At 66.2% G+C, this 24,989-nt stretch carries 20 protein-coding genes, 1 other RNA gene and 2 pseudogenes; 7 read left to right on the forward strand and 16 right to left on the reverse strand.

Features of this window, described 5'->3' with window-relative positions; genetic code table 11:
- Nucleotides 1–18: 18 nt before the first annotated feature.
- The 5 genes and pseudogenes from murF to rsmH form a co-directional block, all read right to left on the reverse strand.
- Entirely contained in the window at nucleotides 19–1,401 is a 1,383-nt protein-coding gene (gene murF / locus ABIA45_RS17820; protein WP_271542681.1) for a UDP-N-acetylmuramoyl-tripeptide--D-alanyl-D-alanine ligase, read from the reverse strand.
- Nucleotides 1,398–2,871, reverse strand: a pseudogene (locus tag ABIA45_RS17825) (UDP-N-acetylmuramoyl-L-alanyl-D-glutamate--2,6-diaminopimelate ligase). The gene murF and the pseudogene ABIA45_RS17825 overlap by 4 nt, the downstream one beginning before the upstream one ends.
- A gap of 86 nt (nucleotides 2,872–2,957) precedes the next feature.
- Nucleotides 2,958–4,724 (reverse strand): penicillin-binding protein 2, encoded by a 1,767-nt coding sequence (locus ABIA45_RS17830; protein WP_271542685.1) that lies wholly within the window; start codon nucleotides 4,722–4,724, stop codon nucleotides 2,958–2,960.
- On the reverse strand, nucleotides 4,721–5,113 hold the full coding sequence (locus ABIA45_RS17835) for a hypothetical protein (protein WP_128263717.1): 393 nt from the start codon (nucleotides 5,111–5,113) through the stop codon (nucleotides 4,721–4,723). Before ABIA45_RS17835 ends, ABIA45_RS17830 begins: the two co-directional genes overlap by 4 nt.
- A 3-nt stretch (nucleotides 5,114–5,116) precedes the next feature.
- The gene (rsmH, locus tag ABIA45_RS17840; RefSeq protein ID WP_404653009.1) at nucleotides 5,117–6,106 is read right to left on the reverse strand and encodes a 16S rRNA (cytosine(1402)-N(4))-methyltransferase RsmH; all 990 of its coding nucleotides are present in this window, start codon (nucleotides 6,104–6,106) and stop codon (nucleotides 5,117–5,119) included.
- 441 nt (nucleotides 6,107–6,547) lie between these two features.
- On the opposite strand from rsmH, the gene ABIA45_RS17845 reads away from it, so the two are divergent.
- The gene (locus ABIA45_RS17845) at nucleotides 6,548–7,408 is read left to right on the forward strand and encodes an N-acetylmuramoyl-L-alanine amidase (RefSeq protein WP_225136852.1); all 861 of its coding nucleotides are present in this window, start codon (nucleotides 6,548–6,550) and stop codon (nucleotides 7,406–7,408) included.
- 122 nt (nucleotides 7,409–7,530) lie between these two features.
- On the opposite strand, the gene ABIA45_RS17850 is transcribed toward ABIA45_RS17845, so the two are convergent.
- Both ABIA45_RS17850 and ABIA45_RS17855 read right to left on the reverse strand, forming a co-directional pair.
- Nucleotides 7,531–8,760: an RNA polymerase sigma factor gene (locus ABIA45_RS17850; RefSeq protein ID WP_404653011.1), complete on the reverse strand. Its 1,230-nt coding sequence runs from the start codon at nucleotides 8,758–8,760 to the stop codon at nucleotides 7,531–7,533.
- Nucleotides 8,761–8,888: 128 nt separating this feature from the next.
- Entirely contained in the window at nucleotides 8,889–9,242 is a 354-nt protein-coding gene (locus ABIA45_RS17855) for a YciI family protein (RefSeq protein ID WP_157286942.1), read from the reverse strand.
- A 149-nt stretch (nucleotides 9,243–9,391) separates the two neighbouring features.
- Here ABIA45_RS17855 and rnpB point away from each other — a divergent pair.
- An RNA gene (gene rnpB, locus ABIA45_RS17860) (RNase P RNA component class A) lies at nucleotides 9,392–9,822 on the forward strand.
- A 177-nt stretch (nucleotides 9,823–9,999) separates the two neighbouring features.
- On the opposite strand, the pseudogene ABIA45_RS17865 reads toward rnpB, so the two are convergent.
- Together ABIA45_RS17865 and ABIA45_RS17870 are read right to left on the reverse strand one after the other, a co-directional pair.
- Nucleotides 10,000–10,722, reverse strand: a pseudogene (locus tag ABIA45_RS17865) (alpha/beta fold hydrolase).
- A gap of 56 nt (nucleotides 10,723–10,778) precedes the next feature.
- On the reverse strand, nucleotides 10,779–11,219 hold the full coding sequence (locus tag ABIA45_RS17870) for a DUF983 domain-containing protein (RefSeq protein WP_404543100.1): 441 nt from the start codon (nucleotides 11,217–11,219) through the stop codon (nucleotides 10,779–10,781).
- A gap of 79 nt (nucleotides 11,220–11,298) precedes the next feature.
- Between ABIA45_RS17870 and ABIA45_RS17875 the strand changes: the two genes are divergently transcribed.
- On the forward strand, nucleotides 11,299–12,669 hold the full coding sequence (locus tag ABIA45_RS17875) for a PLP-dependent aminotransferase family protein (protein WP_404653014.1): 1,371 nt from the start codon (nucleotides 11,299–11,301) through the stop codon (nucleotides 12,667–12,669).
- A gap of 311 nt (nucleotides 12,670–12,980) precedes the next feature.
- Entirely contained in the window at nucleotides 12,981–13,724 is a 744-nt protein-coding gene (locus tag ABIA45_RS17880; RefSeq protein WP_404653015.1) for a sulfite exporter TauE/SafE family protein, read from the forward strand.
- A 31-nt stretch (nucleotides 13,725–13,755) separates the two neighbouring features.
- Here ABIA45_RS17880 and ABIA45_RS17885 read toward each other — a convergent pair whose 3' ends face one another.
- The 4 genes from ABIA45_RS17885 to ABIA45_RS17900 all read right to left on the reverse strand — a co-directional run bounded on the left by ABIA45_RS17885 (nucleotide 13,756) and on the right by ABIA45_RS17900 (nucleotide 20,460).
- A complete protein-coding gene (locus ABIA45_RS17885; RefSeq protein WP_404653016.1) occupies nucleotides 13,756–15,156 on the reverse strand; it encodes an MATE family efflux transporter in 1,401 nt (466 codons plus the stop codon).
- A 52-nt stretch (nucleotides 15,157–15,208) separates the two neighbouring features.
- Nucleotides 15,209–17,008 carry an ABC transporter ATP-binding protein gene (locus tag ABIA45_RS17890; RefSeq protein WP_404653018.1) on the reverse strand — a complete coding sequence of 600 codons (1,800 nt, stop codon included), beginning with the start codon at nucleotides 17,006–17,008 and terminating at the stop codon, nucleotides 15,209–15,211.
- Between the two features lie 349 nt (nucleotides 17,009–17,357).
- Nucleotides 17,358–18,944 (reverse strand): DHA2 family efflux MFS transporter permease subunit, encoded by a 1,587-nt coding sequence (locus ABIA45_RS17895; RefSeq protein WP_157287782.1) that lies wholly within the window; start codon nucleotides 18,942–18,944, stop codon nucleotides 17,358–17,360.
- 202 nt (nucleotides 18,945–19,146) lie between these two features.
- On the reverse strand, nucleotides 19,147–20,460 hold the full coding sequence (locus ABIA45_RS17900; RefSeq protein WP_275496971.1) for an HlyD family secretion protein: 1,314 nt from the start codon (nucleotides 20,458–20,460) through the stop codon (nucleotides 19,147–19,149).
- Nucleotides 20,461–20,651: 191 nt separating this feature from the next.
- Between ABIA45_RS17900 and ABIA45_RS17905 the strand changes: the two genes are divergently transcribed.
- Together ABIA45_RS17905 and ABIA45_RS17910 are read left to right on the forward strand one after the other, a co-directional pair.
- Nucleotides 20,652–21,287: a TetR/AcrR family transcriptional regulator gene (locus ABIA45_RS17905; RefSeq protein ID WP_225128345.1), complete on the forward strand. Its 636-nt coding sequence runs from the start codon at nucleotides 20,652–20,654 to the stop codon at nucleotides 21,285–21,287.
- A 41-nt stretch (nucleotides 21,288–21,328) separates the two neighbouring features.
- The gene (locus ABIA45_RS17910; RefSeq protein ID WP_036003457.1) at nucleotides 21,329–21,670 is read left to right on the forward strand and encodes a DUF6665 family protein; all 342 of its coding nucleotides are present in this window, start codon (nucleotides 21,329–21,331) and stop codon (nucleotides 21,668–21,670) included.
- Between the two features lie 18 nt (nucleotides 21,671–21,688).
- Here the strand turns inward: ABIA45_RS17910 and ABIA45_RS17915 are convergent, their stop codons facing one another.
- Both ABIA45_RS17915 and ABIA45_RS17920 read right to left on the reverse strand, forming a co-directional pair.
- On the reverse strand, nucleotides 21,689–22,276 hold the full coding sequence (locus tag ABIA45_RS17915; RefSeq protein ID WP_404543109.1) for a histidine phosphatase family protein: 588 nt from the start codon (nucleotides 22,274–22,276) through the stop codon (nucleotides 21,689–21,691).
- Nucleotides 22,277–22,410: 134 nt separating this feature from the next.
- Nucleotides 22,411–23,613 carry an extensin family protein gene (locus ABIA45_RS17920; RefSeq protein WP_404653019.1) on the reverse strand — a complete coding sequence of 401 codons (1,203 nt, stop codon included), beginning with the start codon at nucleotides 23,611–23,613 and terminating at the stop codon, nucleotides 22,411–22,413.
- 95 nt (nucleotides 23,614–23,708) lie between these two features.
- Between ABIA45_RS17920 and ABIA45_RS17925 the strand changes: the two genes are divergently transcribed.
- Entirely contained in the window at nucleotides 23,709–23,888 is a 180-nt protein-coding gene (locus tag ABIA45_RS17925) for a hypothetical protein (protein WP_157287790.1), read from the forward strand.
- A 198-nt stretch (nucleotides 23,889–24,086) separates the two neighbouring features.
- On the opposite strand, the gene ABIA45_RS17930 is transcribed toward ABIA45_RS17925, so the two are convergent.
- Entirely contained in the window at nucleotides 24,087–24,986 is a 900-nt protein-coding gene (locus ABIA45_RS17930) for a DUF2147 domain-containing protein (RefSeq protein ID WP_404653020.1), read from the reverse strand.
- Nucleotides 24,987–24,989: the final 3 nt, after the last annotated feature.

Below are 24,989 nucleotides of genomic sequence, written 5' to 3' on the forward strand. Positions count from 1 at the left end.
CGGCGCCTTCCAAGCAGTTTACGCCTTTGCCTGCAAGGCGGCCACCAGCCCCGGCACAAACTTGTTGACCCAGAACATCTTCTTGCTGCCCTTGACAACCACGACGTCGCCTGCCTTCAGCAGGTTTGCGACCTCCGCCGGTTTCAGCGTGGCGGGATCGTCGTGCCAGCCAAGACCCTTGCCCGAGGGCAATGCGTCGAACAGGTGGCGCATCAGCGGCCCGACGCAATAGACGCCGTCGATGCCGTCGAGGTGGCTGGCAAGGCCGGTGTGATAGCTCGTTGCGTCCGCGCCGAGCTCGAGCATGTCGCCGAGAATCGCGATGCGGCGGCCGCCGCTCATGTTGCGCGCCTGCAGGCTTTGCAGCGCCGCGGCCACGCTGGCCGGATTGCCATTGAAGCTGTCGTCGATCACGGTGACGTCGCCGACCGCCTGCTCGACGCCGCGGCCGGTCATGATGCCGACGCGGTCGAGCTTGACCGCGAGGGTCGCGACGTCGAGATGCGCGGCATGAACCGAGGCGAGCGCGGCCAGCGCATTGTGCACCCGGTGCGGCGCGCCAGGGGTGAGGCTGAAGGCGATCTCCTTCCTGCCGATCGCGGCCACGACCTGCCAGCTCTCGCCGTGCGGCGCGTGCGCGACCTCGTGCACCTCGGCATGCTCGCCGCCGAAGCGCACGACCTTGCCCTTCCACTCGGAAGCCTTGATTCCGGCGGGCAGCACCAGCACGCCGTTCTCGGGCAGTCCGAGCGCGATCGATACCTTCTCGCGCCGGATGGCTTCGAGCGAGCCGAGCTTTTCCAAATGCACCGGCTGGACGTTGACGACGAGCGCGACGGTCGGCTGCGTGAGCTCGCTCAATCGCGCGATCTCGCCCTTCTGGTTCATGCCCATCTCGACGACCCAGAGGCTGGCGTCCCGTCTGGCATTGCACAGCGTCAGCGGCACGCCCCAGAAATTGTTGAAGCTCGAGGGGCTGGCATAGGCGTTCGGATAGGCGGCGAGAAATTCCTTGGTGCTGGTCTTGCCGGCGCTGCCGGTGAGCCCGATCACCGGGCCATTGAAGCGTGCGCGTGCGGCGCGCGCGAGGCCCCAGAGGCCGTCGATCAGCGTGTCCTTGACGACGATCTGGGGGATGCGGATGCCCGCGATCTCGTGCGGCACGATCATCGCCACTGCGCCTGCGGCTTCCGCCTTGTCGGCGAACTCCCAGCCGTCGCGCGCACTGGCGAAAGCCGAGACGAAGCCGCCGCTCGGCGTGCCGCTCAGCGCAACGAACAGGCTGCCCGGCTTCACCAGCCGGCTGTCCTGGGTGACGAAATCGATCGGCGTCTCCGGGAACGATCCGGCGACGCCCAGCGCGCGCGCGACCTCGGCAACCGTCCATATTGGCCCGCTCATGCGACCCTCGATGCTAGTGCGGCAGCGACCGCCTCGTGATCACTGAAAGGCAGCACCTCGCCGCCGACGATCTGCCCGGTCTCGTGGCCTTTGCCGGCGATGAGCAGCGCATCGCCGTCCTGCAAGTCCTCGATCGCGGCGCGGATCGCCTCGGCGCGGTCGCCGATCTCGCGGGCGCCCTTGGCGGCGGCGAGGATCGCGGCGCGGATCGCTTCCGGCTTCTCGCTGCGCGGATTGTCGTCGGTGACGATGACGGGCGTCGGCGTTCTCCGCCGCGATCTCGCCCATGATCGGGCGCTTGCCGGCATCGCGGTCGCCGCCGGCGCCGAACACGACGACCAGCCTGCGCTTCGCATAAGGCCGCAGCGCCTGCAGTGCCTTCGCGAGCGCATCGGGCTTGTGCGCATAGTCGACGAAGATCGGCGCGCCGTTGCGCTCGCCGACGCGCTCGAGCCGGCCCTTGGCGCCTTCGAGATGTTCGAGGCTCGCAAACACGTTTTCAGCATCGCTGCCCGTGCCGATGGCAAGGCCGGCCGACACCAGCGCATTCTCGATCTGGAATTCGCCGACCAGCGGCAGCCGGATCGCGTAGGCCCTGCCGCGATGTTCGACGGTGAGCTTTTGCGAGAAACCTTCGACCACGGCCTCGGTGAGGCGGATGCCCTCGCCCGCCCCATCGCCGTTGCGGCCGACCGCCATGACGCGCAGGCCACGCGATTTCGCCGCATCAATCGCTTCCGCCGAGCAATCATGATCGGCCGAGATCACCGCGGCGCCATCAGGCGGCACCAGCTCGCGGAACAGGCGGAGCTTAGCCGCGAGATAATGCGCGACGGTCGGATGGTAATCCATGTGGTCGCGGGAGAGATTCGTGAAGCCGCCGGCCGAGATGCGCACGCCGTCGAGGCGAAATTGGTCGAGCCCGTGCGAAGATGCCTCGAAGGCGAGATGCGTGACGCCCTCGCGCGCGATCTCGTCCAACTGCCGGTGCAGCGCGATCGGATCCGGCGTGGTCAGCGAGCCGTAGACGGTGCGCTTCTGCGACACCAGACCGATGGTGCCGATGCTGGCGGAGGCATGCCCGAGCCGCTCCCAGATCTGGCGCGTGAACGCGGCGACCGAGGTTTTGCCGCTGGTTCCGGTCACCGCGGCGATCGTCGCAGGCTGTGCCGGGAAAAACCTCGCAGCGGCCAACGCCAACGCGCGGCGCGGATTGGCGCTCGTGATGAACGGCACCTTGCACGCGGCCGGTGCATGGTCACCGACAACGGCAACAGCGCCAGCGGCAATCGCCGCATCGACGAAGCGGGCGCCGTCGGTCTTGCTACCTGCCAGCGCGAAGAAGAGATCGCCCGGCTTGACCAGGCGGCTGTCGAGCGCAACGCCGCTCACCTCGAGCGCCGCAACAGCGGGCTCGATTGCGGCGTCATTGCCCTTGACATCCTGACCCAAGAGGTCGCGCAGCTTCATGGTGTTCCAGTCGACATGCCCTGCCGGAAAGCCAAATCCTCCGGGGAAAATCCCGACTCAGCAGCGGCGATGGCCCACCCGGTTGATTACTGGGTTGTCCTGGATGCTGCAAGAATAAGGCGCTCTGCAGGCGGCAGCTCGAACCGCGGCTCGACTCCCAGAAGCGGCGCGATCCGCTCGATCACCTTGCCGCCGGTCGGCACCGCGTTCCAGCCCGAGGTGATGAAACCATGCGTTTCGGGCAATGCCTGCGGCTCGTCCAGCATGATCAGGACGTGATATTTGGGATCATCGCAGGGCAGGATGGCGGTGAAGGAGTTGAGCACGCGCTTCTTGGCGTAGCGGCCGTTGACGACCTTCTCGGACGTGCCGGTCTTGCCGCCGACGTAATAGCCCTTGACGTCCGCCTTTCTCGCCGAGCCGACTTCGGCATTGAGCCGCATCAGGAACCGCATCTTGTCGCTGGTCTCCGGCTTGATGACGCGCTTGGCCATCGCCTGGGCTTCGGATTCGCTGCGCTTCAGGAATGTCGGCGGAATCAGATAGCCGCCGTTCACCAGCGCGTTGATGCCCATCACCGCCTGCAGCGGCGCCACCGACAGGCCCTGGCCGAACGCGGCGGTGACCGTGTTCAGTTCGCTCCAGCGCCGCGGCAGCAGCGGCGCCGCGCTCTCCGGCAATTCGGTGCGCAGCCGCGTCGTCTGGCCTAGCTTGGCGAGGAATGCCTTGTGCGCCTCGACCCCCTGGTTGAGCGCAATCCGCGCCGCGCCGATGTTGGAGGAATAGGTGAACACTTCCTTGGTGTTGATGAAGCGCCCGACCGGATGGCTGTCGTGGATCGTGAACTTGCCGTAATGCAGGTTTCCGCGCGCGTCCCACATCGAGTTCAGACTGATCTTGCCGGAATCGAGCCCCATCGCCAGCGTGAACGCCTTGAAGGTCGAGCCCATCTCATAGACGCCGGTGGTGAGGCGGTTGATGCGGTCGGGGTCGTGCGCTTCCTTCGGATTGTTGGGATCGAAGTCCGGCAGCGAGACCATCGCCACGATCTCGCCGGTCTTGACGTTTGAGACGATGCCGGAGGCGGCCTTGGCGCGGAACTTGTCCTTGGCCTTCAACAGCTCGTCGCGCAGCGCGTGCTCGACGCGCAGATCGACCGCGAGCTCGATCGGCTTCTGCAACCGGTCGGTGGCAAAGCCGGCGCGGTGGAGGTCGGCGAGCCCTTGATTGTCGAGCCACTTCTCGAGGCCGGCGATGCCCTGGTTGTCGATATTGACGAGACCGATGAGGTGAGCGACCTCGTTGCCGGTCGGATAGACGCGCTTGTTCTCGCGCAGGAAGCCGATGCCGGGAATGCCGAGCTTGTGGACGGCCTGCTGCTGCGCCGGCGTGACCTCGCGCTTGAGCCAGACGAAGCCCTTGCGTGTCCTCAGGCGCTCGCGCACCTCGGCCTCGTCGAGGTCGGGAATGGTCGCGGTGAGGAGCTCGATCGCCTCGTCCTTGTCGATGATGCGGCGCGGCTCGCCGAACAGGCTCGCCGCCTTGACGTCGGTCGCAAGGATGGCGCCGTTGCGATCGACGATGTCGGGCCGCGCGGTCGCAACCACCTCTTGTGCTGCGGCGCGGCGCGCGCTGTGGGCGTCGGCGCCGATGGCGAACATCACGAGCCGCCCGCCGATCAGGGCATAGACCGAAGCGAAGGCGAGCATGGCGAGGCCGACACGCGCGCGCGCCTTCGCGGCGCGATCGACGTTGCGCCCGTAGAGCAGGCTTCGGATCAGCCGCCGCCGCCAAGGCTCAGTCGACTTTTCGGCCAGCTTTTCGATGGGTTTTGCAGGCGTTGCCGGGCTCATTGCTTGTCCTCGGGCTGAGGCACGGAGCCCGTCACCGTGTCGGGATCGCTCGCAGCTTCAATGGTCTTGAGCATGGCCCCGATCGGATCGGGCTCGCCCGGCCTGAACATCCGGGGCGGACGCTCCGGCAGGTTCTTCAGCAAATCATATTGCGTGCCATTGACGGGCTTGAGGTGCAGATGCCGGTCGGACAGGCCTTGCAGGCGGTGGGGCGCATCGAGCTTAGCCCATTCGGCCCGGAGCGCCGCGATCGCATCGCGCTGCTCGCGGATCTCCGCACGTAGCCGCAGCACCTTCTCGGTGCGCGCCGTGGAGTCCATCTTGATCCGGTAGACGTGGGCGGCTGCGAAGATCAGCGCACCGATGACGAGGAGGTGGATGATGCGCATGCGCTAGCCGCCCCTCATCACGTCGGCGAGCTTCGGCCAAGACGATGCCTCATCAGTCTCATGCGCCGGCGCCGAGCTGCGCTCGGCCGCGCGCAGCTTTGCCGAGCGCGCGCGCGGATTGTGCGCAACTTCGTCCTCGCCGGCGACGACCGGTCGCCGCGTCAGCAGCTGGAAGCTCGGCGGGACTTGCGCGACTTCCGGCAGATGCCGCGAGCCGCCGCCGGTCTTGGAACGCTCGGAGAGGAAATTCTTGACGATGCGGTCTTCCAGCGAATGGAACGAGACCACGACGAGGCGGCCGCCGGGCTTGAGCATGCGCTCGGCCGCAGCGAGCGCCGTCTGGAGCTCCTCGAGCTCTTCGTTGACGAAGATGCGCAGCGCCTGGAACGTCCGTGTCGCCGGATGAATGTCGCCGGGCTTCGATCGCACCACCCTGCCGACGAGATCGGCGAGCGCGCGCGTGGTCGTGAACGGAGTTTCCTGCCGATCCGCCACGATGGCGCGGGCGATGCGGCGCGAATGCCGCTCCTCGCCGAAGAGATAGATGATGTCGGCGAGATCGCCTTCCGAGGCGCGCGCGACGATGTCGGCCGCGGTCGGACCTGTCTGCCCCATCCGCATGTCGAGCGGACCGTCGAGGCGGAAGGAGAAGCCGCGGCCGGCCTGGTCGAGCTGCATCGAGGACACGCCGACATCCATCACGACGCCCTCGACGCCATCGACGCCTTGCGCCGCGCAGACTTCGGCGAGATTGGAGAAGCGGTCCTCGACCAGCGTCAGCCGGCCCGCGGCGCGTTGGACCAGCTCGGCACCGCCGGCAATCGCGGTGCGGTCGCGATCGATGGCAATCAGTCGGGTTCCCGGCACGTCCAGGATCGCGCGGCTATAACCGCCGGCGCCAAAGGTGGCGTCGACGTAGACGCCGCCCTCGCACGGGGCGAGATGCGCGATGGCCTCACGGCCAAGAACGGGGATGTGCGGGGCCGAGCTCATGCGCGACGCCTGCCGACGGCCGGGCGAGATACCCAAGCGGGATCGGGGCCGAACAAGCCCATAACGCCTCGAATCATTGCGCGTCGCGGCGGTTCCACGACAAAGCCCCTGTCCAGCATGGTTACCGAGCCCGATCGTCCCGGGCCACAAACCCAGTGTTCCCAGCGGAATTTGTCGGGCAGCCATGGGATTTCGAGCCAAAATACGCTTTGGCCGCCTCCGGACGCGGGTCGGCTCTTCATCCCTCAGTAACGGCCCTTAGCGTTAAGAAAGCGTTGCTCGGTTCGTGACAAGTGGAAAAGGTGACGAGGGGAGTGATGCGTCATCCACACACATCGCCAAAATGAATCCGTTAACCGCGCCGCGCGATTGCGCGCGATGGAGGGTAAAGGAATAGTAAAGAGAAGGGCTTGCCCCACTCTCCGTCGATTTGAGCTGCTCATGCCCTCGGGTTCGTCCACGCCTGGATCTGATTCGAAGCGTCACCGCGTTCTCCCGGTTCCCAAGACCGTGGCGGGCCTGCGGACCTTCGAGCCCGATTCCTCGATCGTCTCGGACATCATCCCCTCCCCGAACCATGGCGAGCGCAACAAGGGACGGCAGCCGGACATGATCGTGCTGCACTACACCGGCATGCCCGATGTCGAAGGCGCGCTGGCGCGCCTCTGCACCGCCGGCACCGAAGTGTCGGCGCATTATGTCGTGCTGGAGGACGGCCGCATCGTGCAATGCGTGCCTGAGGCCAAGCGTGCCTGGCACGCCGGCGTCTCCTCCTGGGCCGGCGAGGACGACATCAACTCCTGCTCGATCGGCATCGAGATCATCAATCGCGGCCATGATTGGGGCTATCCGGAGTATCCGCTGCGCCAGATCGCTGCCGTGATCGCGCTGTGTCGCGGCATCATGCTCCGCCGCAAGGTGCCGGCGCACCGGGTGCTCGGCCATTCCGACGTCGCGCCCGCCCGCAAGAAGGATCCCGGCGAGAAATTTCCGTGGCATTCGCTGGCCAATTCCGGCGTCGGCCACTGGGTGACGCCTGCGCCGATCGTCCGCGGCGAGACTCTCATGCTCGGCACCATCAGTGACGCGGTGCTGAGCATGCAGCAGGCGCTGGCAAGGTACGGCTATGGCGTGCCCCTGAACGGCAAGTACGACGCTGCGACGATGGAAGTCGTCACCGCCTTCCAGCGCCATTTCCGCCCGGCGCGGCTGGACGGCGTCGCCGATCATTCGACGCTGTCGACCTTGCAAGCGCTGCTGGCGAGCCTGCCGGCGGAAGGAACGCCGGTGGCGTCGACATAGCAAAGGTCTTCCGAGAATGTGACCTCTTGCTCCGTCATGCCCGGGCTTGTCCCGGGCATCCACGTCTTGCCTCCGCGCATGCGAACGTGGATGGCCGGGACAAGCCCGGCCATGACGGAAACTCAATCCATCTCCCTCATTCTTCGCGCATAGAGCCTTCGCAACGGCGCGAGCTGTGTCGCCGCCGTCGCTGCACGATAGGCCTCGCGCGCCTCCTCCGTCCTGCCGAGCCGCCGCAACAGATCCGCGCGCACGGCGGGCAACAGCTCATAGCCGCGAAGCCCGCCGCGCGCGGCGATCGCATCGACGAGATCGAGCGCTCGTGCCGGCCCATCGACCATCGACAGCGCCGCGGCGTGATTGAGCTCGATCACCGGCGACGGATTGATGCGCAGCAGCACCTCGTACAGCCCCGCAATCTGCGGCCAATCGGTCTCCTCGAAGCTCGGCGCACGCGCATGCAGCGCTGCGATCGCGGCCTGCACCGCATAGGGTTGTGGCCGGCCCGGCACGCGCAGCGCGTGCTCCACCAGCCGTAGCCCCTCGTCGATCTGCGCGCGATCCCACAACGAGCGGTCCTGCTCTTCGAGCAGGACGATGTCGCCGGCCGGCGTCTGTCGCCCGGCGCGGCGCGCGTCGTGCAGCAGCATCAGGGCCAGCAGGCCCTTGATGCCGGCGCGGTCGGGCATCAACCGGTTCAGCAGGCGGCCAAGCCGGATCGCCTCGCTCGCCAGATCGGGCCGCATCAGGTCCGCGCCCTCGGTCGCGACATAGCCTTCGGTGAAGACGAGATAGATCACGGCGAGCACGCCATCGAGCCGCGGCGCCAGCATCTCGCGCTCCGGCACCTCATAGGGGATGCCGGCAAGCCTGATCTTCTGCTTGGCACGGACGAGCCGCTGCGCCATCGCTTCCTCGCCGACGAGGAAGGCGCGTGCCACCTGCGCCGTCGACAGTCCGCACACGGTGCGCAGCGTCAGCGCGACCTGCACCTCGGGCGCGAACGCGGGATGGCAGCAGGTGAAGATCAGCCGCAGCATGTCGTCGTCAAGCGTTGCGGTCGGCTCGTCCGGGCCCAGCGCGTTAAGCTCGAGCTCGTGCACCAGCGCCTGCTGCTTGCCGCGGAACACAGCCTGACGGCGGATGCGATCGATCGTCTTATGCTTGGCGACGTTGACGAGCCAGGCGCGCGGATTGTCGGGGACCTCACACGCCCAGCGTTCCAGCGCGACCGCAAAAGCATCCTGAAGCGCGTCCTCGGCGAGATCGAAATCGCCGACGAGACGGATCAGCGTGGCCAGCGCCCGCCCCGCCTCGTCGCGGAAGATTTTTCCGATCTCGCTCGGGGTCATGTCACGCTATCACTCCCCTCTCGTCATTCCCGGGCGCGGCAGCCCGGAATCCATAACCACGATTCGGGGATATGGATTCCGGGCCTGCGCCTTGCGGCGCATCCCGGAAATGACGAAGGTGAGAGCCGTCACTTGTCGTAGACCCAGATCGGCCGCACCTCGATCGAGCCGATGCGTGCGCTCGGAATCCGCGCCGCGATCTCGATGGCGGCGTTGAGATCCTTGGCTTCGATCAGGTAATAGCCGCCGAGCTGCTCGCGCGTTTCCGCGAACGGACCATCGGTCGTCAGCGTCTTTCCGTCGCGCACGCGCACCGTTGTCGCGGTCGTGGTCGGCTGCAAGCGGTCACCGGCCTTGAAATTGCCGTTCTGGATGATGTCTTGCGTGAAGGATTGATACTCGGCCAGGATCTTCTGGCTGGTCGCCGCGTCGATCTTCGCGTACTCGACCTCGTTCTGGTAGATCATCAGCAGATATTGCATTGCTTCACTCCTGTGTTCGGCTCCATCGGCGACATCCAGTCGAACGGGGCACGCGCCAAACGACATCTTCAGGATAAATTATTTCTGGGCGAGCGTGCCTCGCGATATCGGCTTGACGAAACCGTCACAAATGCCCATGCCTAAAGCCGTCAGTCGGCCGGACGGCCGCTCCGGCAGGTGCCGAAAGGCCGCCGGGGAGGAAAGTCCGGGCTCCCTTGACATGCGGTGCCGGATAACGTCCGGCGGGGGTGACCCCAGGGAAAGTGCCACAGAGAACGAACCGCCCGCCTTCGCCCTCCGGGGCTTCGGCGCGGCAAGGGTGAAAAGGTGCGGTAAGAGCGCACCGCGGGTCCGGCAACGGAGCCGGCATGGCAAACCCCACCGGGAGCAAAACCGAATAGGGACGGCTTAAGCGGGCTGTTCGCGAAAGCGATAACGCCGCGGGGCGATGTCAGGCCCGCCGTCCGGGTAGGTTGCTCGAGGCCGTGTGCAAACATGGTCCCAGAGGAATGGCCGTCACGTATCGTTCGCGCAAGCGGACGGTGCCCTACAGAACCCGGCTTACAGGCCGGCTGATATCTTGCAACGAGGGGTTCGATGCTAACGCATCGGACCCCTCACCAATTGTACGAGCGCGCAAACATTCAACCAGTGTCATTCCGGGGCGTGCGCAGCACGAACCCGGAATCCATCGCGCGGCAGTGTCGGTGGATGAATGGATTCCGGGTTCGCGCTTCGCGAGCCCCGGAATGACGAACTACGCCACGATCTCGCTCAACGCTTTCATCAACGCCTCCGGCGCCGTCACATTCGGCGCGTGGCTGGCGTCGAGCTCGACATAGCGCCAGCCCTCCTCGTCTTCGTGCGCTGGGCAAACTGCCCGAACACATCGCCGGGCGGAAGGCGTGTGCAGTAGATGTAGCTGCGCGGCATCTCCGGCTCGCCATGTTCGAGCCTCAGGCGCGTCTCGAAGCACTGGATCGGCATCGGGACGCGGCGCGCGTTGAGCCAGTCGAGATCGGCCGGCGAGGTGTCCGGCGGCGGCGGGTTCGGCGGGATGCGATAGCCGTCGCCCGAGCTGACTGCCTTGCGCATCGGCTCGCGCCCGCCCTCGTTGAGGTCGAACAGCGACTGGCCGTCACGCGGCACGAAGGCGTCGAGATAGATCAGCTGCGTTACGCGCTCGCGCGCGCGGTCGGCGACGCCGGTCGCAACCATGCCGCCATAGCTGTGCCCGAGCAGCACGATGTCGCTGAGGTCCTCGAAGGCGATGACGTTGAGGATGTCCTGGATGTGCGTGTCGAGATCGACCGACGGATTGGCCAGATGCGCGCGCTCGCCGAGCCCGGTGTAGGTCGGCGCCACCAGGCGGTGGCCGGCCTGCGCCATCAGCGGGTGCATCTTCTTCCACGCCCATCCGCCGGACCACGCGCCGTGACAGAGCAGGAAGGTCTTCGCGCGGGGCCATCGGGGTTTCCATCATTCTTGCTTGATATGATGGAGTGTAGCGGCATGCCGCGCGATGTAAACGCCGCCTCAGGCGGCGCGCGTGTCTGCCTTCACCAGCACCGGCGCAAGCTCGCCGGCGTTACGCCGCAACTTGCCCGCCTCGAACCCATGCATGCCGAGCTGCCATTGCAGGCCGACGATGGCGCCCTTGGTCGGTTGCAGCAGCGCGAGCGAGGCCAACAGCGTCACCGGCAGCCACACCGCGAGTTGCAGCCATTCCGGCGGGGCGTAGGCGGTCTCGACCGCGAGGATCGCCGGGACCACGAGATGGCCGACCACCACCATCACGAGATAGGCGGGAAAGTCGTCGGCGCGCTGGTGGATCAGCTCCTCGCCGCAATGGTCGCAAGCCTCCGCCACTTTCAGGAAGCGGCCGAACATGTGCCCTTCCCCGCAATTCGGGCATTTGCCGCTGAAACCGCGCCACATCGCCTTGGCCAGAGAGACCGTCGCCGGAGAGACAGACATGACCACACCTCTTCCTTTTCGATGATCCATACAATACTATCTTGTATCCATACATTCAAAGGTTATGGGCCTAAATTGCATGGAATGGATCCCTACAATCTCGGAGCTTTCGGGCCCGCGCTACCAGCGCATCGTCGAGGCCATGGAGGCGGACATTGCCGCCGGCAGGCTGGTGCGCGGTCAACAGTTGCCGACGCAGCGCGCGCTGGCAAAGGCCCTCGGCATCGACCTCACCACGGTGACGCGCGCCTACACCGAGGCGCGGCGCCGCGGCATCATGGAAGCCCGGGTCGGACAGGGCTCGTTCGTGTCGGAGACCAGCGCGCGGCGCGCGGTCGACCTGCCGCACCCGGTCGCGATCGACCTGTCGATGAACGTGCCGCCGCACCCGCTGGAGGCGCAGCTCGACGAGCGCATCATTGCCGGACTGGAGGCCCTGCGCGCGCAATCGGGCCTGACGGCATATCTGAACTATCAGCCGCCCGGTGGCAGCGCGCATGAGCGCGAGGTCGCGGCGCGCTGGATGCGCGCCCGCGTTCCGCATGCGCAGGCCGACAGGCTGGTGATCTTTCCCGGCGCCCAGACGATCCTCTTCAACCTGCTCGCCCATCTTGCGCGCCCCGGCGACACCGTGCTGACCGAAGCGCTCACCTTCCCCGGCATCAAGGCCGCCGCGGCACTGCTCGGCGTCAAGCTCGTCGGTGTCCCCATGGATGAGGACGGCATCCTGCCGGATGCGCTGGCAAAGGCGTGCCGCGCGCATACGCCGAAAGCCGTCTATCTCATTCCGACGCTGCACAATCCGACCACGGCGACGCTTTCCGCCGACCGGCGCGGCACTATTGCGAAGATCATCCGCGATGCCGCCACCATCCTGATCGAGGACGACGCCTACGGGCTGTTCGACCGTTCGGCGTCGCCGATCGCGAACCTCGTTCCGGAGCGGACTTATCTTGCGACCACGCTGTCAAAATGCATCGCGCCGGCGCTGCGCGTTGCCTATCTGGTGACGCCCGACAGCGGCGCGCAGCGGGACATGCGCACCTCCCTGCAGGCGACCGTACAGATGCCGGCGCCCCTGATGGTCGCGCTGGTAACGCATTGGATCGAAAACGGCATCGCCGACCGCATCATCAGCGCCATCCGCAACGAGGCGGTCGGACGCCAGCAGCTCGCGCAACGCGCACTGAAAGGCTTTCAGTTCCTCGCCAGGCCCGCTGCGCATCATCTCTGGTTGCGGCTGCCGGAAGGACGCCCCGACGTCGCGGCACATCTGCTGCGGAACGGGCTTGCCGTCGTCGCCGGCGATGCCTTCACCGTCGACGGGGCGCCGCCGCATGCGGCACGCGTCTCGCTCGGCGCGGCCCGGAACAGATCGGAATTGACGGAAGCGCTGCGTATCCTGGTCGGCGCGCTGCAGAAGCCTGCCGACACCAGGCAGATCGTCTAGTGCGGAAATGGCTTCCTTCACCTCTCCCGCTTGCGGGAGAGGTCGCGCCGAAGGCGCGGGTGAGGGCTTTCTCCTCTGGGGGATTGTCCCGTTGTGGAGACACCCTCTCCCCAACCCTCTCCCGCAAGCGGGCGAGGGAGCGCACCTCCCTCGTAGCAATCGGGCTACATTCATCGCACTTCAGATCACCGACGGTGAAGCGGCCGCAGACCACGCTTGCATGCGGCATGGATTGACCTCGATGCCGACAGGCATGTTATGCGAGCCGCGCGATCAACCGTTCAGGGTCGCCCCTTGCGAAGGACAATTCGTTGGAAACGCTCACCTACGTCCTGCTGCTGCTCGGCGCGCTCGCCGGCGGCTTCGTCTCGGGACTGGCCGGTTTCGGCACGGCGCTGATGGCGCTCGGCATCTGGCTCTACGTGCTGCCGCCCTCGCTCGCGGTGCCCCTGGTGCTGATCTGCTCGGTCATCGCGCAGACCTCGACGCTGCCCTCGATGTGGAAGAATTTCGATCTCTCGCTGGTCTGGCCGTTCCTGATCGGTGGACTGATTGGCGTGCCGCTCGGGACCATGATGGTCGCCTCCGCGGACCCGGAGGTGTTCAGGCTGAGCGTCGGCGTCCTGATCCTGATCTTTTCGAGCGCGCTGTATCTGAACAAGAGGCCGCTCGCGATCAAAATCGGCGGCCGGGTCGCAGACAGTGCGATCGGCTTTGCCGGCGGCATTCTGGGCGGACTTGCCGGATTGTCCGGCCCGCTGCCGATCCTTTGGGCCAACATCCGCGGCTGGAACAAGCACGAGCGGCGCGGCATCTTCCAGCTCTTCAATTTCACCGTACTCGCCACCGCACTGGTGCTGCAGACAGCCTCCGGCCTCGTCGCTTTCAAGGTGGTCTGGCTCGCGGCCGTCGCGTTTCCGGGCACGCTGGTCGGCGCCTGGGCGGGCGCGCGCGTCTATCACGCGCTGAACGACAAGCATTTCGGTGATGTCGTTCTCGGCCTGTTGTTCCTGTCCGGCCTGACGCTCGTCTGGAATAGCCTTGGCGGGCATTGAAGCGCCGCGAACTGGCGGGCGGTCATTTTCTCTACGCGGGAGCACGCGCGGGAGGCGCGACCGCCTCGGCTTCCACGGTCTCCGCAGGCTGGTCCCGCGGCGCGAAGCGCTTGCCGAACTCGCGGCGCAGCAGCCACAGGCTCAAGCCGGCCTGCAGCGTCGTCGCCGCGATCGAAAGATACCAGACGTGCTCGATGCGGAATCCGGGTCGCGTCGACAGCCAGAGCACCGGCACCGAATAGGTGAACACGCGCGTCAGCGAGCTCAGCAGCACAGGCTTGGTGTTGCCGAGGCCCTGGAACATGCTGGAGCAGGTGAAGATGAGGCCCTGCGCCACCATGTTGAGCGAGATGATCCGCAGGAACAGGAAGGCGACCTCCATCGTCTCCCGGTCGTTGGAGAATCCGGCCAGCAGCAGCTCCGGCTTCAGCTGCGCGAGGATCATGAAGCCGACCGCCACGACCGTGGCGATCAGCGCCGATTTGACGAAAGTCTCTCGCACCCGCGCGGCGTCGCCAGCGCCGAAATTCTGGCCTGCGATCGGCCCGGCCGCCAGTGCAACCGCGAGCGCCGGCATCTGGATGAGGGCGAGCACGCGCTGGCCGATACCGAATCCGGCCTGTGCCGCCGCGCCGAAGTCGCGCAGCACGTAGTAAACTACCGCCATGAAGATGAACATCATTGCGAACTCGCCGCCGGCCGGCAGACCGACATTGAGGATGCGCTTGAAGTAGCGCGGCTGCGGACGCCACTGCACCGGATTGAATGCAACGTAGCGCTCGACCTTGCGAAAATACGCCAGCAGCATCAGGACGCCGGCGCCCACCGCGATCGTGCTCGCCAGTCCGGCGCCGGCGACACCGAGCGGATAACCGGTGCCCCAGCCCGAGATCAGTACCGGCGCCAGTGCAATGTTGATGATGACGGCAAGGATCCGCACCAACATAGCGGGGCGAACGATACCGGTCCCGCTTAGGGCGGAGGCAATGACTTGCATGACAAATTCCAGCGCGAGCGCCGGCATGAACCACAACAGATAAGTGGTCCCCGCCTCGATCGTGGCCTGGTCAGCGGCAATCGAACGCATGTAAGGACGCGACAGCGCCGCACCGATCACGAGGGTCAAGACGCCCGCCAGCACCGAGAGCGCGACCGCCTGATTGAAGATCAGATTGGCGTCCCGCCGGTCCTTGCGTCCCACCGCATGCGCAATCAGCGCCACTGTCCCGACGCCGAGCACCTGCATCAAAGCGTTGACGAGAAAGCCGGCGTTGCCCGCCGCCGCGACGCCCGCAACCGCGGCATCGCCGAGGCTAGACACGAAGTACAGGTCGACCAGCTGGCAGATCATGATCGAGATCATGCCGGCCATGATCGGCGGCGTCATGATCAGGATATGTCTCACGATGGAGCCGTGTGTCAGGTCTTTCATGTCATTCCATCCTCACGCAACGTGGCCGGCATTCGTCCGCCGGCCACGCGCGTCATTCCGCTGCTGCGATCTGTCCGAGCTCCACCACCTGGCGCTCGAACAGGCTGCGATAGATGCCGTCCGGCTTGCGCGCGAGCACCGCGTGCGTGCCCTGCTCGACGATCTCGCCGCGATCGAACACCAGGATGCGATCGAGGCTCTTCACCGTCGACAGCCGATGCGCGATCACGATCGAGGTGCGGCCCTGCATCAACCGCTCCATCGCCTCCTGGATCAGCGCCTCGGATTCCGAATCCAGGCTCGAGGTCGCCTCGTCCAGAATCAGCACCGGCGCATCCGCCAGGAAGGCGCGCGCCAGCGCCACGCGCTGCCGCTCGCCGCCCGACAATTTCACGCCGCGCTCGCCGACCAGGGTGCCGTAGCCCTTCGGCAGGCGCAGGATGAAGTCGTGCGCATTGGCAAGCCGCGCCGCCTGCTCGATCACTTCCAAGCTGGCGCCGGGCCGGCCATAGGCGATGTTCTCGGCGAGCGTGCGGTGAAACAGGATCGGCTCCTGCTGCACGATCGCGATCTGGCTGCGCAGCGATTGCTGCGTGGCCAGCGCGATGTCCTGCCCGTCGATCAGCACGCGGCCGCCGGTGACGTCGTAGAGCCGCTGCACCAGCTTGACGAAGGTGGTCTTGCCGGAGCCGGAGCGGCCGACGAGGCCGACCCGTTCGCCGGCGCGGATCGTCAGCGACAACCCGTCGTAGAGCGGCGTGCGATGGCCGCCGTACTGGAACGTGACGTCGTCGAACACGATCTCGCCGCCCTCGATCGCGATCGGCTGCGCATCGGCCGCATCGGCGATGCCGATCGGCTCGTCGTGGATCGCCACCAGCTCCTCCATGTCGTTGACCGAGCGCTGGAGGTTGTTGATGTGCATGCCGACGTCGCGCAAATAGGCGTGGATCACGTAGTAGCTCGTCAGCACGTAAGTGACGTCGCCGGGCGAGGCGTAGCCGGAGACCCACAGCAATACGGAGCCGCCGATCACCGAGGCGCGCAAGGCCAGCAGCAGAGTGAGCTGCGCCATGGCGGTGTAGTTGTAGCGAAACCAGGTCCGCCGCACCCGCACGCGCCAGCGGTTGATGACGCGCGCGAGCCGCGCATCCTCGCGCAGCTCCGCACCGAAGGATTTCACCACGGCGTTGCAGGTCAGCGCATCCGCCAGCGTGCCGCCGACCTTGGTGTCCCAGGCATTGGAGACGCGCGCGGCCGGCGCGATGTAGCGGGTCGAGAACAGCACCGTCATCGTGACATAGGCCAGCGCGCCGAGCGCGATCACCGCGCCGAGCGAGGTCCAGTGCAGGCCGAGCAGAATCATCGAGCCGATCAGAACGACGAACGAGGGCAGCAGCGCCAACAGCAGCGTGTCGTTGAGCAGGTCGAGCGCCCACATGCCGCGGGTGATCTTGCGGACCGTGGAGCCGGCGAAGGAGTTCGCGTGCCAGTCGGTCGAGAGACGCTGCACGCGCGTGAACGCCTCCTGCGCGACCTCGGACATGATCTGCAGCGTGAACGGCACGATCGCCTGCAATCCCGCGAGCCGCAGCACCATCGAGGCCGCACCCAGCGCCACGATGGCGCCGAACGCGACCAGCGCCGCGTGCCGGGCATCGGGGTCGGACGGACCTCGGGTCAGCGCGTCGATCAGGTGGCCGGAGAAGACCGGCATGAACAAATCGGCGGCGGTTGCGCCGAGCAGGCCGCCGGCCACGACGAGGCCGCGCCCCGGCTGCTTCAGCCAATGCTTGAACACGAAGGGAAGCACGACGCGAATCGCCGCAGGCTTCTTGGACAGAGCGGTCATGGCATCATCCGGCCGCTTCGCGCGGGCCGGCTCCATCGGTGGACGCAGGCCGGCCGCGAGGGCCGAGACGGCGTCACGTAAGACTGATTTTGACTTGGGAAACGAAGCGATCGGGACGCTTGGCCAAAACCTTGGCCCAATCGAAGCTGGCGGAAGAGGCCTCTAACAGGCCGCGTACATACCGAGCCAGAACGTGATCGAGGTCATCATCGAGCGCGGGCGTACGATCTGCGATTGCGACGAAATCATGCAAATCTCTCCCCGGTTCGAATGAATGGGTGCGCTTTATAGATGTGTCGCCAGCCGATTGCAACGGGCCTCGCGCGAGATCACGCACGAGTGTTGCAAATTAGTGCGCGTCGCCGCCGGCGCCGAACGGCGAAGCCGGCTTGTTCAGCAGCGCGACCAGCAGGCTGAGACCGAGATAGAACAGCGCCAGCATGAGGAAGACGTCGCCGAAACTCATCACCACGGCCTGGCGATGCACGATCTGGCTGAGCTGCTTCATCGCCATCAGCGCGGAATCGCCGAGCCCCTGGAACTTCTGCATCAACATGGTCAGGGTTTCGGTCGCAGTCGCGTTGCCCCAGGTCACCCGCTCCTGCAGGCGGACGATGTGCAGGTCGGTGCGTTCGTTGAGCACGGTGTTGATGACGGCGAGGCCGACCGCACCGCCGAGATTGCGCATCAGGTTGAACAGGCCGCTCGCGTTCTTCACCTTCTCGGGCGCGAGCGTGCCGAGCGCGATGTTGTTGGTCGGCACCATCGCGAACATCATGCCGATGCCGCGCAGGATCTGCGGCACCAGCAGCTCGTAGAAATCGTATTCGCGCGTGATAAAGGTCATCTGGTAGGAGCCGATCGCGAACACGATGAGGCCGAATGCGATCATGTAGCGCATGTCGACCTTCGCCATGAGCCGGCCGACCAGCGGCGCGACCAGGAACATGGTGATGCCGGAGACGAACATGGTCTCGCCGATCATCAGCGCGCTGTAGCCGCGCACTTCGGCGAGATAGCGCGGGTAGATGTATGTCAGGCCGTAGAGGCCGATGCCGATGCAGAATTGCAGCGTACATCCGACGGCGAAATTGCGGTCGGAGAAGGTGCGCAGATTGACGATCGGCTCGGCCGCCGTGAACACGCGCCAGAAGAAGGCGATGGCCGAGAGACCGCTGATCCAGGCGCAGATCGCGACCGACGTGTCCTGCATCCATTGATGTTGCGATCCTTCCTCCAGCACGTATTCCAGCGTGCCGAGGAAGCTGGCCATGAACAATAGGCCCCACCAGTCGAAGCGCTCGAGCAGCTCGAAATGCGGCTCGTCGAAATCGACCAGCGCCAGCACGCCCAACGTGATGCCGATGCCGGGCACGACGTTGATGAAGAACAGCCAGTTCCACGACATCAGGTCGGTGATGTAGCCGCCGACCGTCGGCCCGATGGTCGGGGCCAGCGTCGCGACGAGGCCGATGATGGGTCCGACGATGTGGAATTTCGTGCGCGGAAAGACGGTGTAGGCCGAAGCGAACACGGTCGGGATCATGCCGGCGCCGAGAAAGCCCTGCAGCGCACGCCAGAGGATCATCTCCTCGATCGTCGTGGCGAAGCCGCAAAGCAGGCTTGCGGCGGTGAAGCCCGCCGCCGAGATCGCGAACAGCAGCCGCGTGCCGAAGGCGCGCGACAGGAAGCCCGACAGCGGGATCGCGATCACCTCGGCGATGAGATAGGCGGTCTGAACCCAGGACACCTCGCTCGAGCTCGCCGACAGCCCGGCCTGGATTTCGCTCAAGGAGGCCGAGACGATCTGGATGTCCAGGATCGACATGAACATCCCGAACACCATGATGATGAACGCGAACAGCCGCTTCGGCGCAATGCGCTCCGAAGCGGGATCCGCCATCATGGCAGGTGAAGCGGTAGTGGCGGTGGCCATGTGTCAGTTCGGACTGGAGCGGCGGGCTCTTACCTCTCCCGCTTGCGGGAGAGGTCGACGCGCTCGAAGAGCGCGGCGGGTGAGGGCTTTCTCCTCTTGGGGAGTCTCCCTGGAGGAGACACCCTCTCCCCAGCCCTCTCCCGCAAGCGGGAGAGGGAGCGCACCTGCATTCGGGGCAGCGGCGCGGCTCATGTCATCGTCCCTACTGCGGATGGACCGCGGTGGGATGGTCGAGGTCGACCTCGGTGTCGGCGTCGGCGGCGCCCTTGTTGGTGTCGACGGTGGCGTAGACCGACATGCCGGCGCGGAGCAGGTTCTGCTTCGCCACTGATTTGGGCACGCGGATGCGAACCGGCACGCGCTGCACGATCTTGGTGAAATTGCCGGTGGCGTTGTCGGGCGGCAGCAGCGTGAACACCGAGCCCGCGCCCGCCGCGATGCTGTCGACCACGCCGGAGAACTTGCGCATGCCATAGGCATCGACCTTGATCGTCACCGGCTGGCCGGGACGGATGCGCTTGAGCTGCGTCTCCTTGAAATTCGCGTCGATATAGACCTCATCCAGCGGCACGATGTTGCCGAGGCGCTGGCCGACCGCGACGAAGTCGCCGGTGTTGACCAGGCGGTTCGAGAACGTGCCGTTGACCGGCGCACGCACCGCGGTGAAGCTGAGGTCGCGCTCGGCCTTGGCGAGCGTGGTCTTGAGCTCGGCGAGCTGCGCTTGCGCTTCGGCTTGCTGCGCCTTGGCGACGTCGACATTGCTGACGGCAACCTCATAGGCGGCGCGTGCGGCCTTGACCGCGGCGGCGCCCTGGTCGCGTCCGGCCTCCGAGCTTTCGAAGGTGGCGCGCGAGGCAAAGCCCTTGCTGCTCAGCGCCTGCTGGCGCTCGTAATCGAGGTCGGCGCGCTTGAGGCCCGCTTCCGCGGAGACGAGCTGCGCCCTGGCCTGGACGACCTGGCTGTCGAGTGCGGCGACCTGGCGGCCGATGCGATCGATGGTGGTCTGCTGGGTCGCGATCTTGGTCGCGGCGGCTTCAACCGCAATTCTGTAATCGCCGTCGTCGATGCGGAAGATGATGTCGCCGGCCTGGACGGGCGTGTTGTCGCCGGCGAGGATCGCGGAGATATGGCCGGCAACGCGCGCGCCGAGCATGGTGTTGTTGGCGCGGACATAGGCATCGTCGGTCGAGATGTAGAAGCGGCCGACCAGCGTGTAATAGCCGGCATAGCCCGCAACGGCGAGCGCGAGCGCGAGGCCGACGCCGGTCAGGACGAATTTGCGTTTGCCGGATTTGGGCGCAGCGGCGGCAGGCACCTCCGTCGCGGGTGCCGGCGGCTTGTCGGTCACCGGGCCCTCCGGCGCCTCGCGGGTCGGACGCTTCGCTTCCTCGGCGACATGAGGGCGCAGCTGCTCGGCAGGGAGTGCGGATGCCTCGGAGACAGCATCACCACCCGCCTGGTCCTCCACCGCTTCCTGGCGAAGGACGCGAGCCGTCTGGTCTCTCGATGCGGCCATCCAGGCCTCCCCAAAAACGCAACCGAGGGCGCCCGCTGCTGCGGGCGGTCTCCTCGCTGGATCTCAAATACCATTGACCGAACGGTTCGGTCAATATAGAGATCGTGTCCTGCAGACCTTACTGCCGCGAAGCCTTAGTTGGCGTTTCATGGCCCTGATCCGAACCAAAAAGCTTCCGAGACCCTAAACCAATGGTTGTAGCTGCCGGCGAACAATTGCACGTCGTCCCGGACGAGGACAATTCCAAGCGCCGCCAGATTCTGGACGGTGCCCGCAAGGTGTTCATGGATCTTGGCTTCGACGGCGCCAGCATGGGCGAGATCGCCCGCGCCGCGCAGGTCTCCAAGGGCACGCTCTACGTCTATTTCGCCGACAAATTCGCGCTGTTCGAAGCCATCGTCGAACAGGAGGCGCTCCAGCATGGCCAGGTCGTGTTCAGTTTCGATCCCGAGCGCGAGGCCGAGACGACGCTGAAGGAGTTCGGCCTCGCCTATCTTCACCTGGTCTGCCGCCCCGGTGGCGGATCGGCGATCCGCACCGTGATGGCGATCGCCGAGCGCATGCCGGATGTCGGCCGCCGTTACTATGCGCGCGTGCTGGACAAGAGCATCAACCGCCTCTCCGACTATCTCAAGGCCCGTGTCGCCTCGGGCGATCTCGCGATCGACGATTGCGATCTCGCCGCCTCGCAGTTCATGGAGCTCAGCAAGGCCTCGCTGTTCCTGCCCTTCGTGTTCCAGGCGGCGCCCGCGCCGTCGGAACAGCGCATGAGTGCGGTGGTCGAGAGCGCAACGCGGATGTTCCTGGCGGCGTATAAGGCGAAGTAGCCGCGCGTTGCGCCTGTGGGCCGGGCGGTTATATTGCGGCCATGTCTCGCGATCTTCGCCCGCCGGTCGACATCCTCCACTACGAGATCGTCCAGGAACAGGCTTCCGCGCTTGGACGGATGGGCCGTGCCCTCGAACAGAGCCTGTCGCGCTTGCGCGAGTTCGACGCCGCCCACGCAGCGACCGATGTGCCGGAAGCGATGCAACCGGCCAGGCGCAAGCTGGTGCTGGAAGCTGGCCAGGCGCTTTGGATGTTCGTGGTGCAACGCGAGGCGTCCGGCTTGCGCGACAGCCGCCACATCATGCGCACCTACAACGTCCCGGGTGAGGTGCAGCGCTGCATGGGATTGGCACCCGCGCCGCGGAAGCCGGCCGCCGGATGAACTCCGGCTCCGCTGGGATCAAATTCCGATGTCTTCCATTGCGCGCCACCCGTGCAGGACGCGCCGCCCCTCCCGCGCGAACGCAAAGCAGTTGCCGCCGCCGGCGGGCTGATCGTGGATGCGGGCGATGGGGTGGCCCGCAATGTGGCAGAACAGCAGCGTGCCGACTGCGCCGTGGCCGACGAACAGGACGTCGCCGGGACGATGTCGCGCCAGCACCGCCTCGGCCTCGCGCACGATCCGCGCCTGTGCATCCGCAGCGCGCTCCCAGCCGCGCACGCTGAGATGAGGCGCGGCGAAGAACTGGTCGGCGACTTGCTCGAACTCGGCCGGCTTCAGGAAGCCGGTCGCCGAACGGTCGTTCTCGTGCATGGCCTCGCGGATCTCAATCATGAGTCCGAGCCGAGCGGCAATGATCTCGGCGGTCTCGATCGCCTTCCGCTCGCCACTGGAGACGATCTGCGTCGTGCTTGCGAGCCAGCCTGCATTCGCCAAAGCTTCGGTGCGCGCGCGACCCACCGGGCTCAGGCCCCATTGCGGCACCGGCACATCGGGATCGATTTGCACCTGCGGGTGGGTGAGATAGCGGACGATGCCAGCGGTCATAGTGAATCCGGTCTCTCCTCGTCATTGCGAGGAGCCCTTGCGACGAAGCAATCCAGACTGCCGCTGCGGTGATAGTCTGGATTGCTTCGCTCCGCTCGCAATGACGGCGGGAGATGACTTCCGCAAGGTCATGCCTATTCGTCGATGTACTCGTCGTCTTCCCGCTTGTGCATCGTGCTCTTGCGAGCACCGAGCGAACCGGTCACCGACGGCTCGCGCGCACTCGCATAGGGCCTGCGCGATTGCGCGCGCGAGGCGACCTCTTCGCCCGACACCGCGGCGGGCTGACAGATCAGGCGGCGGCTGGCGCGGCGCATCAGATCGACATGGATGTGATCGTAGTGAAAGACGTTGGAGCCCGGCGCCAGCACGGTCGTGAAGTGCGCGCAGGCCCCAGCCTGCACGTCGCGCAGGAAGCCCTGCTCTTCCGGCATGCCGCGCCAGCCGTCCTTGATGGTGATGCGGCGGCCGTCGGCGAGCACGAAGGCGGAAATGTCAAGGGCGTTGCCGAAGGCGTGCTCCGAAATATGGGCCCGCGAATTGCCGTTCATGCCGCGGCAGGAATAGGCGGAGATCTGCTTGATCTCGGCGACGCGTACGCCGAACCAGCGCATCGCCGACGGCTGCACCGTGTCGGCGAGCCAGCGGTCGAGCTCGGACACGATCGGACAGGCGAGCGTCGCGGTCGGCTTGATCGCGACGGGACCGACGCTCGTGACGGGATTACCCTGCGCAGGACCAAGACGCGGCAGCGGCTGCTGTGCCGGCGCCTGCGAGTAAGGCGCCGGACGAGCCGGATAGCTCGGTGTGTTCATGTAACGCGCCGCCCCCGCGGCATCGGTGCCCTCCGGCGGCAGGTCGATCTCGTCCTCCTGCGCAGCCACGCCGGGAGCGTTGAGCGACATCGGCCCGGACGAGGTGCCGTAGCCGGCGGGCTGGCGCACCGCGCTCTCGGGATAGTTCGAGGGCTGCGGATAGGACGATGCAGGATATCCCCGGCTCTGCGGATAATTCGACTGCGGCTGCACCGGCCAACGCGGCTGGTTGCCGATGCTGCCGGGGGGGCGCAGCGCCTCGTCGGCAAAGCCATAGGTGCCGGAGGCTTCGCCGATGGCGGCGACCTTGAGCGGAAACTCGGCGCCGCAGCTGCCAGGGCCGGAGATCGGGTCGATGCGGACGATGTCCGCACTTTCCTTGACTGCGCCCGATTTCAGGCATGCGGCTTCTGCCTCGGCCCGCCACGGTTCGCGTTCGGCCTGGAAGAAGCCGCGACCGCAACCCGCTAGCGAAACAAGGACGATGGAGCCGACGAGATACAAACGAACTCCGCGCGTCATGAACGCACGTTCGGTGAATTTACTTAAAGACTCTTCAACGTGTTGATTTCAGTGTTCTTTAACCATACCAGGCGCGGCGGGGCCGGTTGCTGCCGATGACGACCGACAGCGAGCCTGACTTTTTCAGAAAGAGACTTTCTGTTAACCATAAGAGCTGCGCGCCAAGCAACGCGCACGGAGGGAGCGACCTCATGACGTTCGCCGGCAGATTGAGCGTTATCACCGCCTACCTCGCCATGGCCTTCGTCGGCGCCATCGTGCTCGGGATGATTTAGACGGCATCGATCGACACAACGCGGCTGCTTACCCTCCCCTGGAGGGGGAAGGTCGCTGCGCATGTAGCGAAGCGGAATGCGTAGCGGGGTGGGGTGACAGTCTCTCCCCATCCACAGTGTCCGAGAGGAGAGATCACCCCACCCCGCTCGCGCTGCGCGCGATCAACCCTCCCCCTCCAGGGGAGGGTAAGAAAAACACTACGACCGCGTGCGCGATGGCTGCGACGAGGCGGTGATCTCCTCCCGTGGCGCATCGACTCGCGTCCAGTCGTTGCCGGAGCACCAGAAGCGGCCGAGCGCGCAGGCTTCGACGTGCAGCTTGCCGGAGCCCTTCAGCGTCATCCTCGCGTAGTAGGTGTTGCCGCTGGAGCGGCTGTAGATGCTGCCGGCCCAGACATCGCGCTTCCTCGGCTTCATGTTGACGAGCACGCTCTCGCCGCGGCTCGACGCTTCACTGAGCGCGTAACCGCACAACGCAGCTCCACAGCGCTCGATGCGGACCGTGCCCTTGGCACCTAGGCTCTCCCATTCGCCGAGCAGCGCGTGGCCCGTGTCAGTGCTGATCTGCGCCACCGCTACGGTCTGATTGATCTCGGTGCTCGGAACGATGACCGGCGGCTCGATGCGCGGCGGTTCGAGCGCGGCGGTCTTCGGCTGATCGGTGCGCTCCAGGTCAACCCGCGGCGGACCGGGGCTCAGCGTCTCCATTCTTGCAATCTCCAAGCTTGGCGCCGGCGGCGGTGCAACGGGCTGCGATGTCGCCGCGGCAAGGGCGGGAGGCGCCGGTGGCGGCACCACCACAGCCGCTTGTGGCGGCTTGACCGCTGCCGCCGGACAAGCCGGCTGCGGCGCCTGGACCATCGGCGCGGGCGCCGGCTGCACAGTTCGTGCCGGGCCGACATCCCCCGTCGGCCTGAGGCTGCGCTTGGGAGCCACCGTAATACAGGACGCGGCTCGGCAATTGCGCGGCGCCTCGACATGGAACCGGCTGCCGCCGATCGAGAACGTGTAGGAGCCGGCCTGCGCCGTCGGCGCGACCGCCAGCAGCGCGATCGATGTGGCAAGACAAGTGGCAAGCCAGGTTGCAAGCCGCTGCATCTG

This window comes from Bradyrhizobium sp. USDA 336 (genome assembly GCF_044908355.1).
Taxonomy (GTDB): domain Bacteria; phylum Pseudomonadota; class Alphaproteobacteria; order Rhizobiales; family Xanthobacteraceae; genus Bradyrhizobium; species Bradyrhizobium yuanmingense.

Excerpts from the sequence above, each read along its gene's own strand:
- murF (WP_271542681.1), bottom strand. The coding sequence starts at position 1,401 with ATGAGCGGGCCAATATGGACGGTTGCCGAGGTCGCGCGCGCGCTGGGC.
- ABIA45_RS17830 (WP_271542685.1), bottom strand. The coding sequence starts at position 4,724 with ATGAGCCCGGCAACGCCTGCAAAACCCATCGAAAAGCTGGCCGAAAAG.
- ABIA45_RS17835 (WP_128263717.1), bottom strand. The coding sequence starts at position 5,113 with ATGCGCATCATCCACCTCCTCGTCATCGGTGCGCTGATCTTCGCAGCC.
- rsmH (WP_404653009.1), bottom strand. The coding sequence starts at position 6,106 with ATGAGCTCGGCCCCGCACATCCCCGTTCTTGGCCGTGAGGCCATCGCG.
- ABIA45_RS17845 (WP_225136852.1), top strand. The coding sequence starts at position 6,548 with ATGCCCTCGGGTTCGTCCACGCCTGGATCTGATTCGAAGCGTCACCGC.
- ABIA45_RS17850 (WP_404653011.1), bottom strand. The coding sequence starts at position 8,760 with ATGACCCCGAGCGAGATCGGAAAAATCTTCCGCGACGAGGCGGGGCGG.
- ABIA45_RS17855 (WP_157286942.1), bottom strand. The coding sequence starts at position 9,242 with ATGCAATATCTGCTGATGATCTACCAGAACGAGGTCGAGTACGCGAAG.
- ABIA45_RS17870 (WP_404543100.1), bottom strand. The coding sequence starts at position 11,219 with ATGTCTGTCTCTCCGGCGACGGTCTCTCTGGCCAAGGCGATGTGGCGC.
- ABIA45_RS17875 (WP_404653014.1), top strand. The coding sequence starts at position 11,299 with ATGGAATGGATCCCTACAATCTCGGAGCTTTCGGGCCCGCGCTACCAG.
- ABIA45_RS17885 (WP_404653016.1), bottom strand. The coding sequence starts at position 15,156 with ATGAAAGACCTGACACACGGCTCCATCGTGAGACATATCCTGATCATG.
- ABIA45_RS17890 (WP_404653018.1), bottom strand. The coding sequence starts at position 17,008 with ATGACCGCTCTGTCCAAGAAGCCTGCGGCGATTCGCGTCGTGCTTCCC.
- ABIA45_RS17895 (WP_157287782.1), bottom strand. The coding sequence starts at position 18,944 with ATGGCCACCGCCACTACCGCTTCACCTGCCATGATGGCGGATCCCGCT.
- ABIA45_RS17900 (WP_275496971.1), bottom strand. The coding sequence starts at position 20,460 with ATGGCCGCATCGAGAGACCAGACGGCTCGCGTCCTTCGCCAGGAAGCG.
- ABIA45_RS17905 (WP_225128345.1), top strand. The coding sequence starts at position 20,652 with ATGGTTGTAGCTGCCGGCGAACAATTGCACGTCGTCCCGGACGAGGAC.
- ABIA45_RS17910 (WP_036003457.1), top strand. The coding sequence starts at position 21,329 with ATGTCTCGCGATCTTCGCCCGCCGGTCGACATCCTCCACTACGAGATC.
- ABIA45_RS17915 (WP_404543109.1), bottom strand. The coding sequence starts at position 22,276 with ATGACCGCTGGCATCGTCCGCTATCTCACCCACCCGCAGGTGCAAATC.
- ABIA45_RS17920 (WP_404653019.1), bottom strand. The coding sequence starts at position 23,613 with ATGACGCGCGGAGTTCGTTTGTATCTCGTCGGCTCCATCGTCCTTGTT.
- ABIA45_RS17925 (WP_157287790.1), top strand. The coding sequence starts at position 23,709 with ATGACGACCGACAGCGAGCCTGACTTTTTCAGAAAGAGACTTTCTGTT.
- ABIA45_RS17930 (WP_404653020.1), bottom strand. The coding sequence starts at position 24,986 with ATGCAGCGGCTTGCAACCTGGCTTGCCACTTGTCTTGCCACATCGATC.